General features: G+C 67.8%; 13 protein-coding genes and 2 pseudogenes. 7 read left to right on the forward strand and 8 right to left on the reverse strand.

Features of this window, described 5'->3' with window-relative positions; genetic code table 11:
- Positions 1-1,659: an amidohydrolase gene (locus ASD25_RS12825; protein ID WP_056617387.1), complete on the reverse strand. Its 1,659-nt coding sequence runs from the start codon at positions 1,657-1,659 to the stop codon at positions 1-3.
- A gap of 81 nt (positions 1,660-1,740) precedes the next feature.
- Between ASD25_RS12825 and ASD25_RS12830 the strand changes: the two genes are divergently transcribed.
- Positions 1,741-2,172: a DUF488 family protein gene (locus ASD25_RS12830; RefSeq protein ID WP_056617390.1), complete on the forward strand. Its 432-nt coding sequence runs from the start codon at positions 1,741-1,743 to the stop codon at positions 2,170-2,172.
- Positions 2,173-2,293: 121 nt separating this feature from the next.
- Here the strand turns inward: ASD25_RS12830 and ASD25_RS12835 are convergent.
- From ASD25_RS12835 to ASD25_RS12845, 3 genes and pseudogenes are all read right to left on the reverse strand, one after another.
- Positions 2,294-4,461, reverse strand: a pseudogene (locus tag ASD25_RS12835) (3-hydroxyacyl-CoA dehydrogenase NAD-binding domain-containing protein).
- An 11-nt stretch (positions 4,462-4,472) separates the two neighbouring features.
- Positions 4,473-5,638: pseudogene (locus ASD25_RS12840) on the reverse strand (acetyl-CoA C-acetyltransferase).
- Positions 5,639-5,726: 88 nt separating this feature from the next.
- The gene (locus ASD25_RS12845) at positions 5,727-6,101 is read right to left on the reverse strand and encodes a VOC family protein (protein ID WP_056617393.1); all 375 of its coding nucleotides are present in this window, start codon (positions 6,099-6,101) and stop codon (positions 5,727-5,729) included.
- A 188-nt stretch (positions 6,102-6,289) separates the two neighbouring features.
- On the opposite strand from ASD25_RS12845, the gene ASD25_RS12850 reads away from it, so the two are divergent.
- Together ASD25_RS12850 and ASD25_RS12855 are read left to right on the forward strand one after the other, a co-directional pair.
- Positions 6,290-6,841, forward strand: coding sequence for a hemerythrin domain-containing protein (locus ASD25_RS12850; protein WP_056617395.1), 552 nt, complete (start codon positions 6,290-6,292; stop codon positions 6,839-6,841).
- 60 nt (positions 6,842-6,901) lie between these two features.
- Positions 6,902-7,498: a CAP domain-containing protein gene (locus ASD25_RS12855; protein WP_056617397.1), complete on the forward strand. Its 597-nt coding sequence runs from the start codon at positions 6,902-6,904 to the stop codon at positions 7,496-7,498.
- Here ASD25_RS12855 and ASD25_RS12860 read toward each other — a convergent pair.
- Positions 7,495-8,487 carry an SIS domain-containing protein gene (locus ASD25_RS12860; protein WP_056617438.1) on the reverse strand — a complete coding sequence of 331 codons (993 nt, stop codon included), beginning with the start codon at positions 8,485-8,487 and terminating at the stop codon, positions 7,495-7,497. The two genes, ASD25_RS12855 and ASD25_RS12860, sit on opposite strands and share 4 nt — an antisense overlap.
- A gap of 170 nt (positions 8,488-8,657) precedes the next feature.
- Here ASD25_RS12860 and otsB point away from each other — a divergent pair, with 170 nt between their 5' ends.
- From otsB to ASD25_RS12875, 3 genes are read left to right on the forward strand one after another with little or no spacing between them, the layout of a single operon-like run.
- Positions 8,658-9,395 carry a trehalose-phosphatase gene (otsB, locus tag ASD25_RS12865; RefSeq protein WP_056617441.1) on the forward strand — a complete coding sequence of 246 codons (738 nt, stop codon included), beginning with the start codon at positions 8,658-8,660 and terminating at the stop codon, positions 9,393-9,395.
- Entirely contained in the window at positions 9,392-11,176 is a 1,785-nt protein-coding gene (locus tag ASD25_RS12870) for a glycoside hydrolase family 15 protein (RefSeq protein ID WP_056617400.1), read from the forward strand. Before otsB ends, ASD25_RS12870 begins: the two co-directional genes overlap by 4 nt.
- A gap of 55 nt (positions 11,177-11,231) precedes the next feature.
- Positions 11,232-12,671, forward strand: a complete 1,440-nt coding sequence (locus ASD25_RS12875; RefSeq protein WP_056617403.1) for a trehalose-6-phosphate synthase — start codon at positions 11,232-11,234, stop codon at positions 12,669-12,671.
- On the opposite strand, the gene ASD25_RS12880 is transcribed toward ASD25_RS12875, so the two are convergent.
- Positions 12,659-13,273, reverse strand: a complete 615-nt coding sequence (locus tag ASD25_RS12880) for a glutathione S-transferase family protein (RefSeq protein ID WP_056617406.1) — start codon at positions 13,271-13,273, stop codon at positions 12,659-12,661. The genes ASD25_RS12875 and ASD25_RS12880 overlap by 13 nt on opposite strands.
- Positions 13,274-13,414: 141 nt before the next feature.
- Here ASD25_RS12880 and ASD25_RS12885 point away from each other — a divergent pair, with 141 nt between their 5' ends.
- Entirely contained in the window at positions 13,415-14,155 is a 741-nt protein-coding gene (locus ASD25_RS12885; protein WP_056617409.1) for a YafY family protein, read from the forward strand.
- On the opposite strand, the gene ASD25_RS12890 is transcribed toward ASD25_RS12885, so the two are convergent.
- Both ASD25_RS12890 and ASD25_RS12895 read right to left on the reverse strand, forming a co-directional pair.
- On the reverse strand, positions 14,152-15,357 hold the full coding sequence (locus ASD25_RS12890; protein ID WP_056617412.1) for an acetyl-CoA C-acyltransferase: 1,206 nt from the start codon (positions 15,355-15,357) through the stop codon (positions 14,152-14,154). The two genes, ASD25_RS12885 and ASD25_RS12890, sit on opposite strands and share 4 nt — an antisense overlap.
- 95 nt (positions 15,358-15,452) lie before the next feature.
- Positions 15,453-16,379, reverse strand: coding sequence for an SDR family NAD(P)-dependent oxidoreductase (locus tag ASD25_RS12895; RefSeq protein ID WP_056617415.1), 927 nt, complete (start codon positions 16,377-16,379; stop codon positions 15,453-15,455).
- Between the last annotated feature and the right edge of the window lie 342 nt (positions 16,380-16,721).

A 16,721-nucleotide genomic window follows, 5' to 3' on the forward strand; every position in this document is an offset into this window, starting at 1 on the left:
TCAGTCCTTGCGGTAGACCACCACCCCGTCGACGACCGTCAGGGTCGCGTGTCCCTTGGGGATGTCGGCGACCGGCGCGGTCATCAGGTCCACGTTGAAGGCCGTCAGGTCAGCGCGCTTGCCCACCTCGATCGTGCCCAGCTCGGCTTCGCGGAAGCTGGCCCAGGCGGGCCACAGGGTGAACATCTTCAGGGCGGTGGCGCGATCCACCGCCTCGTTCGGACGCCAGTCGGGCCCTTGATGGCCTTCCAGATCGGCGCGGGCGACGGCGGCGTAGAATTCGATCAGGGGCGCGCCCCGCTCGACCGGCGCGTCCGAGCCGCCGACCACGATCACGCCCAGATCGACCAGGCTGCGCCAGGCGTAGGCCCCGTCCAGACGCGCGTCGCCAAGGCGGGCCGGGGCGAAATACAGGTCGCCGATGGCGTGGCTGGGCTGCATCGAGGCGATGATCGGCAGATCCCTGAACCAGTGATAGTCGGTCGGCCGCAGGATCTGGGCGTGCTCGATCCGCCAGCGCACATCGGCGCCGTTGGGCCGCTCGCTCGGCGCCACGCCGGCCAGGGCCTGCTGGTACCACTCGGCCACGGAGGCGTTGCCGCGGTCGCCGATGGCGTGGGTGGCGATCTGGATGCCGCCCTTCAGCGCCGCTTGGTACAGCGGCACGATCTCCTGCTCCGTGATCTGCATAAGGCCCGTTGTGTCGGGCCGGTCCGCATAGGGCTCGAACAGCGCCGCGCCGCGTGAGCCGAGCGCTCCGTCGGCGTAATATTTGATCGCCCGGGTGATGATCCGGCCGTCGGCGACGCTGCGGGGGCCGCCGGCGATCAGCTCGGCCGCGCCTTCCGGCGTGATGCTGTTGTAGATGCGCAGCGGAGCCTCGCCGTCCGCCGCCATGTCTTCCAGCAGGGGGATGTCCTCCCAGGGCGCGCTCATGAAGTGGACGCCGGTCCAGCCGTACGAGGCCTCGACGCGGAAGCCGGCGCGATAGGCCTCGCGCAGGGCGGCGGGATCGGCCTGGGGCGTCAGGGACGTGACCAGCTGATCGGCGGCGTCAACCAGCAGACCGGTGGGCTTGCCGTCCGGCCCCTTGAGGATTTCGCCGCCCGCAGGCGCGACCGTCGAGGCGTCAATGCCGGCGGCGGCAAGCGCCGGGGTCGAGGCGACAACGGCATGGCCGTCGGCGCGGCCCAGCAGGACCACGCGGCCGGGCGCAGCGGCGTCCAGGTCGGCGGCGGTCAGGAAGCGGGCCTCTGGCCAACGGGTCTCGATCCAGCCGCGTCCGGCAATGGGCCCCTCGGGATGCGCCGCAGCCCAGGCCGTCAGCCGCGCCATGGCGTCGGCGAGCGAGACCGAGCCTTCGAGATTCAGGGTCAGTTCGCGCCAGCCGATGCCGTCGAGGTGGGCGTGGCCGTCGGTGAAGCCGGGGAAGAGGGCGGCGCCCTTCAGATCGATGGTCGGGATCTCCGTCGGGACAGCGGGCTGGTCGGCCAGCTTGCCGACCCAGGCGATCCGCCCGTCACGGACCAGCACGGCCTCGGCCGTCGGCGCAGCGTCGACGCCCGTATAGATCGGCCCGCCCTTGATCAGCATGTCCTGCGCCTCGGCCGAGGCGGCGGCGCCGGCGAGCAGAAGGGTGAGGGCGAGGGTGCGGATCATGAAACAGCTCCGGTTGGGACGACGGAGGCGTGGAGCCGAAAGCCGCTGGCGTCAAGCCGACGCCGGACCCATGTGGGAGGGATGAAACTCTACACCATCGGATATGAGGGCGAGCCGCAGGCCGCCGTGATCGACCGGCTCAAGGCCGCAGGCGTGACGGTGCTGGCCGATGTGCGCGCGGTGGCGGCGTCCCGCCGGGCCGGTTTCTCGAAGACCGTGCTGGGATCAAGCCTGGCCGAGGCGGGGATTGAATATGTCCACCTCCGCGATCTCGGCACGCCCAAGGCCGGGCGGGATGCGGCGCGCAAGGGCCGGGTCGGCGAGATGAGGGACATCTTCGCCAGCCATATGGAGGAGCCGCCGTCGCAGCTGGCGTTCGAGCAGCTGCGGGAGATCGCGAAAGACCGGCCGACGGCCCTGCTGTGTTTCGAGGCCGACCATGCGGGTTGTCACCGCGCGGTGCTGGCCGAACGGCTGGCGAAAGAGGACGGGTTCGAGGTGGTGAACCTTTAAAGCTCTCCCTCCCCTTCATGGGGAGGGTGGTCGCGAAGCGAGCGGGTGGGGAATTTCAGGCTTGCCCCACCCTGTCGTCGCTTCGAGCCGGCATCCCTCCCCATAAAGGGGAGGGAGATGCCTAGGCCGCGGCCTTCTGTTTGCCTTCGAAGTTTCCGTAGAAGGTCTCGCCCTTGGCGGCCATGTCGCGGAGCAGTTGCGGGACCTTGAAGCGGTCGCCGTGCTCGGCGGCCAGCTCATCGGCCTTGGCCACGAAGGCCTTCAGCCCGGTCTGGTCGATCAGGGTGATCGGCCCGCCGGTCCAGGGCGCGAAGCCCCAGCCGAGAATGGCGCCCAGGTCGGCCTCGCGCGGGTCGTCGATCACCCCCTCTTCCCAGCAGCGCGCGACCTCGACGGCCTGACGGTACAGCAGGCGGGTCTTCAGTTCGGCGACGCGGCCCAGAGCCTCGGGCGTCTCGTCGAAGCCCTCAGTCTTTGTGGTCGGCGCCAGCTCGGACAGGCCCTTCCACAGCGTCTTGGGCGATCCCTTTTCGGCCGGGTAGTCGTAGAAGCCCATGCCGTTCTTGCGGCCGAACCGCCCGCCCTCGACCATGGTCGCGACGATGTCCTCGCCCGGGTTGGGCACATATTTGTCGCCCAGGTCAGCGCGGGTCTGTTTGCCGATCTTGTAGGAGAGGTCGAGGGCGACGTCGTCGTGCATCTCCAGCGGGCCGCGGGGCATGCCGGTCATGCGGCCGACGTTGTCGATCAGGGCCGGGGCGTAGCCTTCCTTCAGCATCGCCATGCCTTCGGTCAGGAAGGTGGAGAAGCAGCGCGAGGTGTAGAAGCCGCGGCTGTCGTTGACGACGATCGGGGTCTTCTTGATCTTGAGCACGTAGTCGAGCGACTTCGCCAGAGCCTCCTGAGAGGTCTTCTCGCCCATGATGATCTCGACCAGCGCCATCTTGTCGACGGGCGAGAAGAAGTGGATGCCGATGAAGTCCTCGGGGCGCACCGAGGCCTCGGCCAGTCCGGTGATCGGCAGGGTCGAGGTGTTGGAGCCGAAGATGGCCCCGGGCGCCAGCTGGGCCTCGGCCCGCCTGGTGACGTCGGCCTTGATCTCGCGGCTTTCGAACACGGCCTCGACGACCAGATCGCTGCCCTTCACATGAGCGTAGTCGGTGGTGGCGGTGACCATGGCCAGGGTGGCGTCGAACTTCTCCTGGGTCATCTGGCCGCGCGACAGACGCTTCTTCAGCAGGTCGGCAACGTGGGCCTTGCCCTTGTCAGCGGCTTCCTGGGTCTGGTCGATCAGGACGGTCTCGATGCCGGCCATGACCTGCACATAGGCGATGCCCGCGCCCATCATGCCGGCGCCCAGAACCGTGACCTTCTTGGGATCGGACTTCGGCACGCCCGCCGGGCGGACGGCGCCCTTGTCCAGCTCCTGCTTCGAAAGGAACAGGCTGCGGATCATGGCCTGGGCCTGCGGCGTCATCAGGGTCTTGATGAAGTAGCGGGTCTCGATGCGCAGGGCGGCGTCCATCGGCACCTGCGTGCCTTCATAGACGGCCTTCATCAGGTTGGTGGCGGCCGGATAGTTGCCGTAGGTCTGCTTGCGGATCATCGCATTGCCGACAAGGAAATTCTGGATGCCGGCGGGGTGGTACGGGCCGCCGCCGGGCAGCTTGAAGGACTTGTCGTCCCACGGCTGGACGGCCTTGCCGCCGCCCTTGATCCACGCCTTGGCGGCCTCGACTTCCGAGCCCTTGGCCACGACCTCATGGACGAAGCCGGCGCCCTTGGCGTCGTTGGGGCGGAAGGACTTGCCCTCGGTCATGGCCATCATCGCCGCCTGCACGCCGATCAGCCGGGTCAGGCGCTGGGTGCCGCCGCCGCCGGGGAAGAGGCCGACCTTGATCTCGGGCAGGCCGAGCTGGATCTTGTTGTCGTCACCGACGACCCGATAGTGGCAGGCCAGCGTCAGCTCGAGACCGCCGCCGAGCGCCAGACCGTTGATCGCGGCCGCGATGGGCTTGCCGCAGGTTTCCAGCGCGCGCAGGGCGCCGTTCAGCTTCCAGCCGGCGTCATAGGCCTCCTGCAAGCTCCCGCCCGCCAGCATGCCGCCGGCCATGTCGCCGAGGTCGGCGCCGGCGCAGAAGCCCGAGGGCTTGCCCGAGGTCAGGACCGCGCCCTTGATGGCGTCGTCGGTCTTCACCCGTTCGACCCATTCGGGGATTTCCTTCATCACGCCCGAGGTCAGGGTGTGGCGATGCCGTCGGCGTCGACGTCGATCTTGAAGTTTTCCATGCTCATGATCCTCAGACGCGTTCGATGACGGTGGCGGTGCCCATGCCGCCGCCGATGCACAGGGTGATGAGGGCGGTCGAGCGGTTGGACCGCTCCAGCTCGTCCAGGGCGATGCCGGTAATCATGGCGCCCGTGGCGCCCAGCGGGTGGCCCATGGAGATGCCGCCGCCATTCACGTTCATCTTCGAATGGTCGATGTCCAGCGCCTGCATGTAGCGCAGCACCACGGCGGCGAAGGCCTCGTTCAGCTCCCACAGGTCGATGTCGGCGGTCGTCATGCCCAGCTTGCCCAGCAGCTTGCGGGTCACGARCTCGGGGCCGGTCAGCATGATCGAGGGCTCGGAGCCGATCGAGGCGCCGCCGAGGATCTTGGCGCGCGGCTTGAGGCCCAGGGCCTTGCCGGCTTCCAGCGAGCCGATCAGSACSCCSGCCGAACCRTCGACGATGCCCGACGARTTGCCCGGGGTGTGGACGTGGGTGATGCGCTCGACCTCGGGGTAGCGCTGGCCGATCACGGCGTCGAAGGCCATCTCGCCCATCATGGCGAAGGACGGGTTCAGGGCGCCCAGGGTCTGCATGTCGGTGTTGGGGCGGATGGTCTCGTCGCGGTCGAGGATGGTCAGGCCCAGCTGGTCCTTGACCGGCACCACCGATTTCGAGAACCGGCCGTCGGCCCAGGCGGCCGCGGCGCGCTTGTGGCTTTCCATCGAATAGGCGTCGACGTCGTCGCGGCTGAAGCCGTATTTCGAGGCGATCATGTCGGCGACGGATCGACGGGCCAGGCGCCGCCGTCCGAGCCCATGGGCACGCGGCTCATCGCCTCGACGCCGCCGCCGACGGCGAAGTCGGCCTCGCCGGATTTCACCTTGGCGGTGGCCATGTTCACGGCTTCCAGACCCGAGGCGCAGAAGCGGTTGATCTGGACGCCGGCGGTTGTCTGGGCCCAGCCGGCCGAGAGCACGGCCGTGCGGGCGATGTCGGCGCCGAGTTCGCCGACGGGGGTAACGCAGCCGAGGATGACGTCGTCGACCTTGGAGGTGTCCAGGTCGTTGCGGTCGCGCAGGGCCTCGAGCACCTGGGTGGCCAGGCTCAGGCCCGTAATCTCGTGCAGGGACCCGTCCTTCTTGCCCTTGCCGCGCGGGGTTCGAACCGCGTCGTAGATATAGGCGTCGGCCATGGGGGTGCGTCTCCATAAAGGAAGGATGCGAGTGTTGAAGTCAGAAACGCTACGTTTACGTCAACGTCAAGTATTTTGACGACGAGCGTCAGGCAGGCGCGTGGCAGACCGCCTCGATATTGAACCCGTCCGGATCGAAGACGAAGGCGGCGTAGTAGGTCGGGCCGTAGTTCGCGCGGAGCCCCGGCGGGCCATGATCGCGACCGCCTGCCTCCATGGCGGCGGCGTGGAAGGCGTCGACCTGGGCGCGGTTGTCGGCGCGGAAGGCGACGTGGTTCGCCTCGCCCGGCCGGTCCTTGTCTGCGATCACGAATTCGGGGCCCTCGACGCCGAACATGACCACGGTGGCGTCCCCGTCCTTCTCCTCGGCCACGATGCGGAAACCGAGCGGGGCGAGGGCGGCGGCGTAGAAGGCGCGGGACCGCGCGATGTCGGTGACGTCGAGGGCGAGGTGATCGATCACGGCGCGTCTCCTTTGCGGGTCGTCTGTTGAACGTGCAACGCGCCGGAATGAGCCCGTTATGTCGGCTGTCAGACGCCCGGAGGGGCAATTTGCCGCAAACGACTCGCAGCTAGCTTGGCCGTGGGAACACCGAGCCTGATCCGGGCCTTAGGCCGCCAGACACAACCCGCTGTCAGGAGGACACGACCATGGCCCAGACCTACGAAGAGATGGACGCGATCGCGATGCTGAAGGCCGACCACCGCAAGGTGGAGGAAATCTTCGCGGCGTTCGAAAAGGCGACCTCGAAGTCGAGGAAGCAGGCGCTGGCCGAACAGGCCTGCCTCGAGCTCAAGGTCCACACCGTGATCGAGGAAGAGGTCTTCTATCCGGCCTGTCGCGGCAAGATCGACGAGGACCTGCTGAACGAGGCCTATGTCGAGCATGACGGGGCCAAGCTGCTGATCAACGACATCGAGGCCGGCGGTCCGGAAGAGGATTTCTATGACGCCAAGGTCAAGGTGCTGTCGGAAATGATCGAGCACCACGTCGAGGAAGAGGAGATGCGTTCCGAGGGCATGTTCTCGCAGGCGCGCGCCGCCGGTCTCGACATGGACGCCCTGGCCGACGCCATGCGGGCCCGCAAGATGACCGCGATGGAAGAGTTCCAGGCCGGCAAGCCCGCCGTGACCCTGACGCTGGAAGGCGACGACACCGAAAAGGCGTTGATGGACACGCCCATCGGCGACGACGCACGCTGACGTAAAGCGGAACGGCGCCGGGGGCTGGACGCTATGTCCCCACCTGATTGAGGAAGCTCCATGCGCCGTTCCGTATTTCTGACCCTGGTCTGCCTGCTGCCGGCGGCGGCCTGCGCTGACAGCTACATGCCCCAGACCGCGGGGGCGCCCGTTGTCGAGCCGGCGTCCCAGTCTGCACGGCAGGTCGTGCCGATCGCCCCGCCCCGGACGTCCCGGCCCTCTGACCAGATCGAGACCCGCCTGCTGCAGGCCCACAACGGCGAACGCCGCCGCGTCGGCTCGCCCGCGCTGGCCTGGAGCGACGAACTGGAGGCCGAGGCGCGCGACTGGGTGCAGGAGCTGATCGCAAGCGGCCGCTTCGCCCACGACCCGTCCATGCACGGCCACGGCGAGAACCTGTGGATGGGCTGGGGCAATCGCGACTTCACGCCGGAAGACATGGTCGGCGACTGGATCGCCAAGAAGGCCCAGTACCGTCCCGGCCTGTTCCCCAATGTCAGCCGGACCGGCAACTGGGTCGATGTCGGCCACTACACGCAGGTGGTCTGGAGCGGCACGACCCATGTCGGATGCGCGGTCGCGACCCGCGACGACCGGTCCGTGCTGGCCTGCCGCTACGCCCCGCCCGGCAACATCGACGGCCAGCGCGCCTTCTAGCCGACGTAGCCGGCCTGCATCAGTTCGGCGATGTGAACGATGGCCATCGGCCGGTCGTCCTCGACCACCAGCAGGGTGGCGATCTTGTTCTGCGTCATCAGGTCGACGGCGTCGCTCATCCGGGCGTCCGGGCCGATGACCTTGGGGCGTGTGCTCATGACGTCGGCGGCGGTCAGGCCGTTCAGGTCGCGGGAGAAGGCCCTGCGGATATCGCCGTCCGTGACGATCCCGGCCAAGGTTCCGTCGTCGGCCAGCACCGCCGCGGCGCCCTTGCGGCCCTCGGTGATGGCGGAGACGACCTCGGCGAATGTGGCGGTGAGCGGCACGGTGGCGGGCGCCGGCGGACGGTCGCCCATCCAGTCACGGACGCTCTGCAGGCTCATGCCCAGCTTGCCGCCCGGGTGGTGCAGGCCGAAGGCCTCGGCCGTGAAGCCGCGCCGGTCCATCAGCACCATGGCGAGGGCGTCGCCCAGCGCCAGGGTCATCAGGGTCGAGGTCGTGGGGGCCAGGCCATTCGGGCAAGCCTCGGCCACCTGCGGCATGGTCAGGCAGACAGCGGAGGACCGGCCCAGGAAGCTGTTGGGCCGCTGGGTCAGGCCGATGACGGGAATGCCTTCGCGCTGGCAGTAGATCAGCGGATCGCGCAGCTCGCGGCTTTCGCCCGAGTTGGAGATGGCCAGCAGGGTGACGTCCTTGCGCAGCATGCCCAGGTCGCCGTGGCTCATTTCGGCCGGGTGGACGAAGAAGGCGTTGGTGCCGGTGGAGGCCAGCGTCGCGGCGATCTTGCCGCCGATATGGCCTGACTTGCCCATGCCGGTGACCACCAGATAGCCGGGACGCGACAGGATGATGTCGCAGGCGCGGGCGATGCTGTCGTCGAGGCCGTTCTCCAGCGCCTGAAGCGCGGCGATGTTCAGCTGGATGACCTCGCGGGCGCGGGCGGTCATGGCTTCTGCGGTGGCGGCGAGCGGCTTGGCGGCGTCGGTCATGGGCGGGAATTGGCCCATCCGGTGCGGATTCACAACGTCCCGCGCGCGGTCGCATTATGCTGCGATGCGAAGAAAAGCTTCGCCCTGAGACAACCAACCCGGTCCCGGCGCGTTTGACGGCCATGGGGACGTCGCACCAGACCAAAGCCGCGCAAACGGCCGCCGAAGCCATGCCGCGCCTTCCCGAACCGCCCCCGCGCCTGAAACGCCCTGCGCTTTTCCTTGATCTGGATGGGGTGCTGGCGCCGCTGGCGCCCACGCCTGACGCCGTCGTCCCGGATGCCCGACGCACCGCCGTCCTTCGGCGGCTGGCCGAGCGGCTGCACGGACGGGTCGCCATCATCAGCGGCAGGACCATCGCAGAGATCGACCGCATCGCCGAAAGCGCATCCGCCTCCGCCTCTGGCGTTCACGGACTGGAGCGCCGCCGCGCGGACGGCTCGGTCGACCACGCTGCCGCCGACCCCGCGGTGCGTGAGGCTGTCGCCGCTTTTCACAGTTTCGCCAGCACCCGTCCCGGGGTGATCGTGGAGGACAAGACCGTGTCCGCCGGACTGCACTTTCGTCAGGCGAGGGAACAGGCGGGCGCCGTCACGGCGCTGGCGGAACGTCTGGCCGATGAGACCGGCCTGACGCTGCAGCCGGGCAATCTGGTGGTGGAGCTGAAAACGCCGGGCACGGACAAGGGAACTGCGCTGACGGCCTTCATGGCCGAGGCGCCGTTCAGCGGCGCCGCGCCGGTGATGCTGGGCGACGACCTGACGGACGAGGACGGCTTCCGCGCCGCCGAGGCGCTCGGCGGGTTTGGCGTTCTGGTCGGTCCGCCGCGCGCGACCGCCGCCCGCTACACCCTGCCGGACGTGGACGCCGTTCTGGCCTGGCTGGACAGCGTCGAGGAGACCGCATGACCCCGAACCTGGACCTCGCGCCTGTCGGCAACTGCTCCATCAGCGCCCTGATCGACCGCAACGGCCGCTACGTCTGGGCCTGTGCGCCGCGGGTGGATGGCGATCCCGTGTTCTCGGCCCTGATGGACGGGTTCGACCCCGAGCACGGCTTCTGGGAAATCGAGCTGGAGGGGCAAGCGACGGTCGAGCAGGCCTATATCCGCAACACCCCGGTTCTGCGCACGGTGCTGACGGCGGAGGACGGCGCTGCGGTCGAGATCATCGATTTCGCACCTCGCCATCCCAAGCACAGCCGGACCTATCGGCCGCTCGCGTTCGGGCGCATCGTTCGTCCGCTGAACGGATCGCCCCGCATCCGCGTGCGCCTGCGCCCCTCCGCCGACTGGGGCGCGCGCAGGGCGGAGACGACCAACGGCTCCAACCACATCCGCTATCTGTGCACGGACGTGACCTTCCGGCTGACCACCGACTGTCCGGTGTCGCACATCCTCAATGAGCGCACGTTCCGGCTGGAGGGACCGCACGCCTTCTTCTTCGGTCCCGACGAAGGCTACGACCAAGATGTCGGGCCGGGTGTTTCCGCGGCCCTCGATCGCACCATCGCCTACTGGCAGGACTGGGTGCGCACCCTCTATCTGCCGCTCGACTATCAGGAGGCGGTGATCCGCGCGGCGATCACCCTCAAGCTCTGCGCTTATGAGGAAACCGGCGCGATCGTCGCCGCCATGACCACTTCGGTGCCCGAGTTTCCCGAGAGCGGGCGCAACTGGGACTATCGCTACTGCTGGATCCGCGACGCCTATTATGTGGTGCGGGCGCTGAACCGTCTGGGCGCGGTGGACCTGCTGGAAAACTACCTCGGCTATCTGCGCAATCTGGTTGATGCGTCAGGCGGGGGGCATGTCCAGCCCGTCTATGGCGTCGGTCTGGAAGAGGACATCGACGAGAGCATCACCGAAACCGTCGAGGGCTATCGCGGCATGAAGCCGGTCCGCATCGGCAATCAGGCGCGCGAGCACCTTCAGCATGACGTGTACGGACAGATCGTCCTGCCGCTGGTTCAGGCCTTTTACGATCAGCGGCTGCTGCGCCCCGGCACGATCGACGACTTCCACGCCCTGGAGAAGGTCGGCGACCGCGCCTTCGCCATGCACGATCAGGTCGACGCCGGACTGTGGGAGTTCCGCACCATCGCCCGGGTCCACACCTATTCATCGGTCATGTGCTGGGCGGCCTGCGACCGTCTGGCCAAGGCGGCGGCGCATATGGGGCTGGGTGAACGCGCCGACTTCTGGAACGAGCGGGCGACGATCATCCGCGAAAGGATCGAGAAGGAAGCCTTCGTCGAGGACGAGGGCCGTTTCGCCGCCAGCTTCGGCAACCGCGAGCTCGACGCCTCCCTGCTGCAGATGACGGATCTCGGCTTCCTCGACCCGCGCGACCCCCGTCAGATTGCCACCTTCGACGCCATCGAACGCGACCTCAAGAAGGGACCGTATCTGTTCCGCTATGTCGAACCCGACGACTTCGGCGAACCGGAGACGGCGTTCAACTTCTGCACCTTCTGGTTCATCGAGGCCCTTCATCAGAACGGCCGCGATGAGGAAGCCCGCGCCATCTTCGAGGAGATGCTGAGCCGCCGCACCCACGCCGGCCTGCTGTCCGAGGATCTGTCGCTGGGGGACAAGGAACTCTGGGGCAACTACCCGCAGACCTATTCGCTGGTCGGCATCATCAACTGCGCCGTGCTGCTCAGCCGTTCGTGGACCGACGCGCGATGAAGCATTTCGGGAAATTCCGTTGCGAACCAGAGGCGTGCAGAATCGTTGAGCGGCCATGAGTCGCCTGATCGTCGTCTCCAACCGCGTGTCCGCGCCCAAGGACCCCGCCGCCGGTTCGGCGGGCGGCCTCGCCATGGCGCTGTCGGCCGCGCTGCGGAAATACGACGGTCTCTGGTTCGGCTGGTCGGGTGAGACAGTCGATCGGTTCACCGGCGAACTGAAGATGGAGGACCGGGCCGGGGTCACCGTGGCCCTCGTCGATCTCGAGGCGCAGGACGTCGACGAATATTACAATGGCTACGCCAACAAGACCCTGTGGCCGCTGTTCCACCACCGCGTCGACCTGACCGCCTATGAGCGGTCCTATGGCGAGGGCTATGAGCGGACCAACGCCCGGTTCGCCGAGGTGCTGGCGCCCCTGATTCAGCCGGACGACATCATCTGGATCCACGACTACCACATGATCCCGTTGGCCCGGGACCTGCGGCGCAGGGGTGTGAAAAACCGCATCGGCTTCTTCCTGCACACGCCCTGGCCCGCGCGGCAGTTGCTGGTGACGCTGCCGCATCACCGGCGGCTGGTCGAGACGATGTTCGACTATGATCTGATCGGCTTCCAGACGCGCGAATGGCTGGACCTGTTCCGCGACTACGTGGCCTCCGAACCCAGCGTTCACGGCAAGCTGCTGCCCAATGATGCGCTGGAGGCCTTTGGCAAGACCGTCCAGACCGGCGTCTTCCCGATCGGCATCGACGTCGAGGGCTTCATTGCCGCGCGCAACTCGGTCCAGGGCAACCGGACCTATGACCGGATGGCGGCGTCCGCGGCCTTCCGGTCCCTGATCGTCGGCGTCGACCGGCTCGACTATTCCAAGGGGCTGGAGCAGCGGCTGCTCGGCTACGAGCAGTTTCTGGAGACCTATCCGCAGATGCGGTCCGAGGTCCTGCTGCTGCAGGTCACGCCGATCTCGCGCGACGAGGTGGATACGTATCAGGACATCCGCGGGCGGCTGGACGCCCTGGCCGGCCGGATCAACGGCGAATACGCCGAGATGGACTGGCAGCCGATCCGGTACATCAACCGGACCTATCGACGGGACCAGCTGGCCGGTATCTATCGCGCCGCCCGCGTCTGTCTGGTGACGCCGCTGCGCGACGGCATGAATCTGGTGGCCAAGGAATACGTGGCGGCCCAGAATCCGGACGATCCCGGGGTGCTGGTCCTGTCGCGCTTCGCCGGCGCCGCCGAACAGATGGGCGAGGCCCTGCTGGTCAATCCGTTCAGCCGCGAGGAGATGTCTGACGCCATCCAGCGCGCCCTGACCATGCCGCTGGCCGAGCGCAAACGGAAATGGGACTGTCTGATGCAGGTCGTGCGCGACACCGATGTCGGAATCTGGCGCGACGACTACGTCTCGACCCTGCGGGCCATCGAGTGTCCCGCGGACGGCGACGGCCGATCGGCCGCCGCCGCTTCCCCCGATCAGGCGGCCTGAACAGTTTTTGGCAGCTCGCCGTCCTTTGCCATGGCCCGCGCATTGGCCGGCCGGTTCAGGACCCGCTCCAGATACGCATCGACCAACTCACTCTCGGGCACATATTCACGACCCCAGGCAAGGGCGGACGCGATCATCACATCCACCGCTGTAAACCGGTCGCCCATCAGGTAAGGCCCGGTCGCCAGGGCCGTCATCAGCCGCGCGATGGCGGCGTCGTATCGCGCCTTCGCGTTCGGATCGGTCTCGGCCGCGCCGCTGATCTTGCTCCAGAAGGCCGGCTCCATCTCGCCCGCCGTCCACGCCAGCCACGTGACATAGGCCGCGCGGTCGGGCGAACCCACGGGCGCACCGAGATCGGCCTCGGGATGCAGATCGGTCAGATAGAGGGCGATGGCGGCTGATTCCGTGACCAGCGCACCGTCATGCAACAGGGCCGGGACCTTCCCGTCCGGATGCAGGTTGGCGGGATCGCGACCGCCCGTCAGGGTCATGGCCCGAAAGATGTCGACGTAACGGATGTCATAGTCGGCGCCGATCTCCTCCAGCAGCCAGACGATGCGGCCCGAACGCGACTGGGGAGCGTGGAACAGGGTGAGCATGGCAACCTCCTTTTTGGCGCTATCGCTCGCGACGCGGTCGCTCGCTGCTTGAGCGCAGACGGCCCCTCGCCGCCGATGGAGATTGACTACTGCCACCCTGCTGCCAGCATGCTGTCAGCAGCCTTGCGGCATGGTGGACGAATGAGACGCGCCGACCGACTGTTCCAGATCATCCAGGTGCTGCGTCGATCGTCGAAACCGGTGACGGCGGACGCCATCGCGCTCGAACTCGAGACGTCGAAACGCTCCATCTATCGGGACATCGCCACCCTGATGGCGCAGCGCGTGCCGATACGGGGCGAGGCGGGGATCGGCTATGTGCTGGACGGCGGTTTCGACATGCCGCCGCTGATGCTGACCTCTGACGAGGTCGAGGCCGCGGTGCTGGGCGCACAGTGGGTGGCCGGCCGCGGCGATCCCGCTCTCGCCCGCGCCGCCCGCGATCTGATCGCCAAGATCGCCGCGACCGTGCCGGAAAAACTGCGGCCCGTTCTGCTGGAACCGGCGGTCGCCAGCGCACCGGTCTGGAAGCACGAAGCAGAGGTCGAAACCCTCGACATGTCCCGGGTCCGGGCCTGGATCCACGCGGGCCGCAAGTTGCGGCTCCACTATGCGGACGAGCAGGGGAACGAGACCCTGCGTGTGATCTGGCCGTGTCTGGTCGGCTACCGCGAAACCAAACGCCTGCTGGTCGGCTGGTGCGAAACCCGGGACGACTTCCGCACATTCCGCACCGACCGGGTGGTCGAGGCGGACTTCCTTGACGACCGCTATCCCGGCCGTCCCGCCGTTCTGCGCGGCAAATGGTATGCGAAGATCGCGGCCGAGCACGCCGCCTGGGAGGCGGCGGGCCGGCCGGCGCTGCCCGGCGGCGCTTCCTAGTAGATCTCGAACAGGCCGGCCGCGCCCATGCCGCCGCCGACGCACATGGTGACGACGCCGTATTTCGCGCCGCGCCGCTTGCCCTCGATCAGAACGTGGCCCGTCATCCGCGCGCCCGACATGCCGTAGGGGTGGCCGATCGAAATGGCGCCGCCCGAGACGTTGAGCCGGTCGTTCGGGATGCCCAGCCGGTCGCGGCAGTACAGGACTTGCACGGCGAAGGCCTCGTTCAGCTCCCAGATGCCGATGTCGTCCACCGTCAGGCCATGGCGCTTCAGCAGCTTGGGCACGGCGAAGACGGGGCCGATGCCCATTTCATCCGGCTCGCAGCCGACCACCGCCATGCCGCGATAGGCGCCCAGCGGCTGCAGGCCGTGCCGCACCGCCTCGCCCGCCTCCATGATGACGCAGGCCGAGGCGCCGTCCGACAGCTGACTGGCGTTGCCAGCGGTGATGAACTCGCCCTGCTGGATTTCCTCGCCCGAGCCGAAGACCGGCTTCAGCGACTTGAGCCCCTCCAGCGTCGTGTCGGCGCGGTTGCCCTCGTCCTTCGAAAGCGTGACCTCCTTCCTCGAGGTCTCGCCAGTCGCCTTGTCCACGACCAGCATGGTCGAGGTCATCGGCACGATCTCGGCGTCCAACCGGCCCTCGGCCTGCGCCTGGGCGGTGCGCTGCTGGGACTGCAGGGCGTATTCGTCCTGGGCGTCGCGGCTGATGTTGTAGCGGCGCGACACGACCTCGGCCGTCTCCAGCATCGACATATAGATGTGCGGCGCCAGCTTCAGCAGCTCCTCGTCCTTGCCGCGATACAGGTTCATGTTCTGGTTCTGCACCAGCGAGATGGACTCCAGCCCGCCACCGACCACCACCTTCTGCTGGTCGAAGATGACCTGTTTGGCGGCCGTGGCGATACCCATCAGGCCCGAGGCGCACTGCCGGTCCAGGCTCATGCCGGCTGTGGTCACCGGCAGGCCGGCGGCGAGGGCCGCCTGACGCGCGACATTGGTGCCGGTCGAGCCCTGCTGCAGGGCCGCCCCCATGATGACGTCCTCGATCTCGGCCGGATCGACGCCGGCCCGGGCGACGGCGTGGCGGATGGCGTGGCCGCCCAGCTGCTGCGCCTGGGTGTCGTTGAAGGCCCCGCGATAGGCGCGGCCGATCGGCGTGCGGGCGGTGGAGACGATGACGGCTTCGCGGGACATCTGCGAGGGTCCTTTGTTGGGGCGCTACGCTCGCGACGCGGTCGCTCGCTGCTTGAGCGCGGGTTGTGTCGGGACCCTAGGCGCTTGCCGTCGGGTCAAGGCAAGAGGCCAGCGGATTGATCAGCCTCCGCCTGCGCCTTGGCCAGTTCGATCATGCCCTGGGCCGGGCCCATGTCGGGAACGATCTCGCCCGTGCGGTCCGAGATCTCGGCAAAGCGGGCGGCGACCTGTTCGGGGGCGTCGTCGCCGACCGCCCGAATGCCCTGGGTCAGGGTGACATAGGCGCGTTCGAAACCGCCGGCCCCCGCCATCAGGATGCAGCGGCTCGGCGCATCCTCGCTGACCAGGTACAGCAGGCCCGGAGACACGGTGTCGGGACCCAGAAGCTCCAGCGGCAGGCGAGCGCCGAGATCCTCGGTCATGCGCGTATGGGCCGTCGGGGCCAGGCAGTTGACGCGGATGTCGTTCTTCGCGCCCTCGATCGACAGGGTCTGCATCAGGCCCACCAGCGCCATCTTGGCCGCGCCATAGTTCGATTGGCCGAAATTCCCGTACAGGCCCGATGACGACGAGGTCATGACGATACGGCCGTAGTTCTGCTCGCGCATGATGTCCCACACCGCCTTGGTGCAGTTGACCGCGCCCATCAGGTGGACGTCCATGACGAAGCGGAAGTCGTCCAGATCCATCTTGGCGAAGGTCTTGTCGCGCAGGACCCCGGCGTTGTTGATCAGGATGTCGACTCGGCCCCACTCGGCCATCGCCGCCTGGACCATGGCGTGGACGGCGGCGAAGTCGGTGACGGAAGCCGCGTTGGCGATTGCCTCGCCGCCCATGGCCCGGATCTCTGCCACGACAGATTCGGCCGGCGTCGCGGAACCACCCGAACCATCGCGCGCGCCGCCCAGGTCGTTCACCACCACTTTTGCGCCGCGTTTGGCCAGGGCCAGCGCATGCTCCCGGCCCAGACCGCCTCCAGCCCCGGTCACAATCGCCACCCGGCCCTCAAATCCAATCGCCATACCGTCCTCCTCGTGCTGGGGTAACTTCCTGGCAGGCGTACCGTTTCGGGAAAGCCCGCGCCAATGTGTTGAAACGGCGCCACAGTCGCCGCATTCGTAGCCAAAATCGGGAACCACGACCGTACATTGTCGTTCGGCACCGTGAGCGTCCCGTATACATTGGGACTTCGGGCAAACAACGAGCATGAGGGATATGATGAAGGTGAAACTTCTCGCCAGCGTCGCGACGGCGGGGCTGCTTGCAGCCGGCGCTGCGGCGGCTGAGCCGAACGGCTGGTATGGCGCGATTGACGCGGGCTACCACACGCTGGGCGACGTGGAGACGATCTCGCAGACCACGAA

The sequence above is a fragment of the Brevundimonas sp. Root1423 genome, assembly GCF_001426805.1.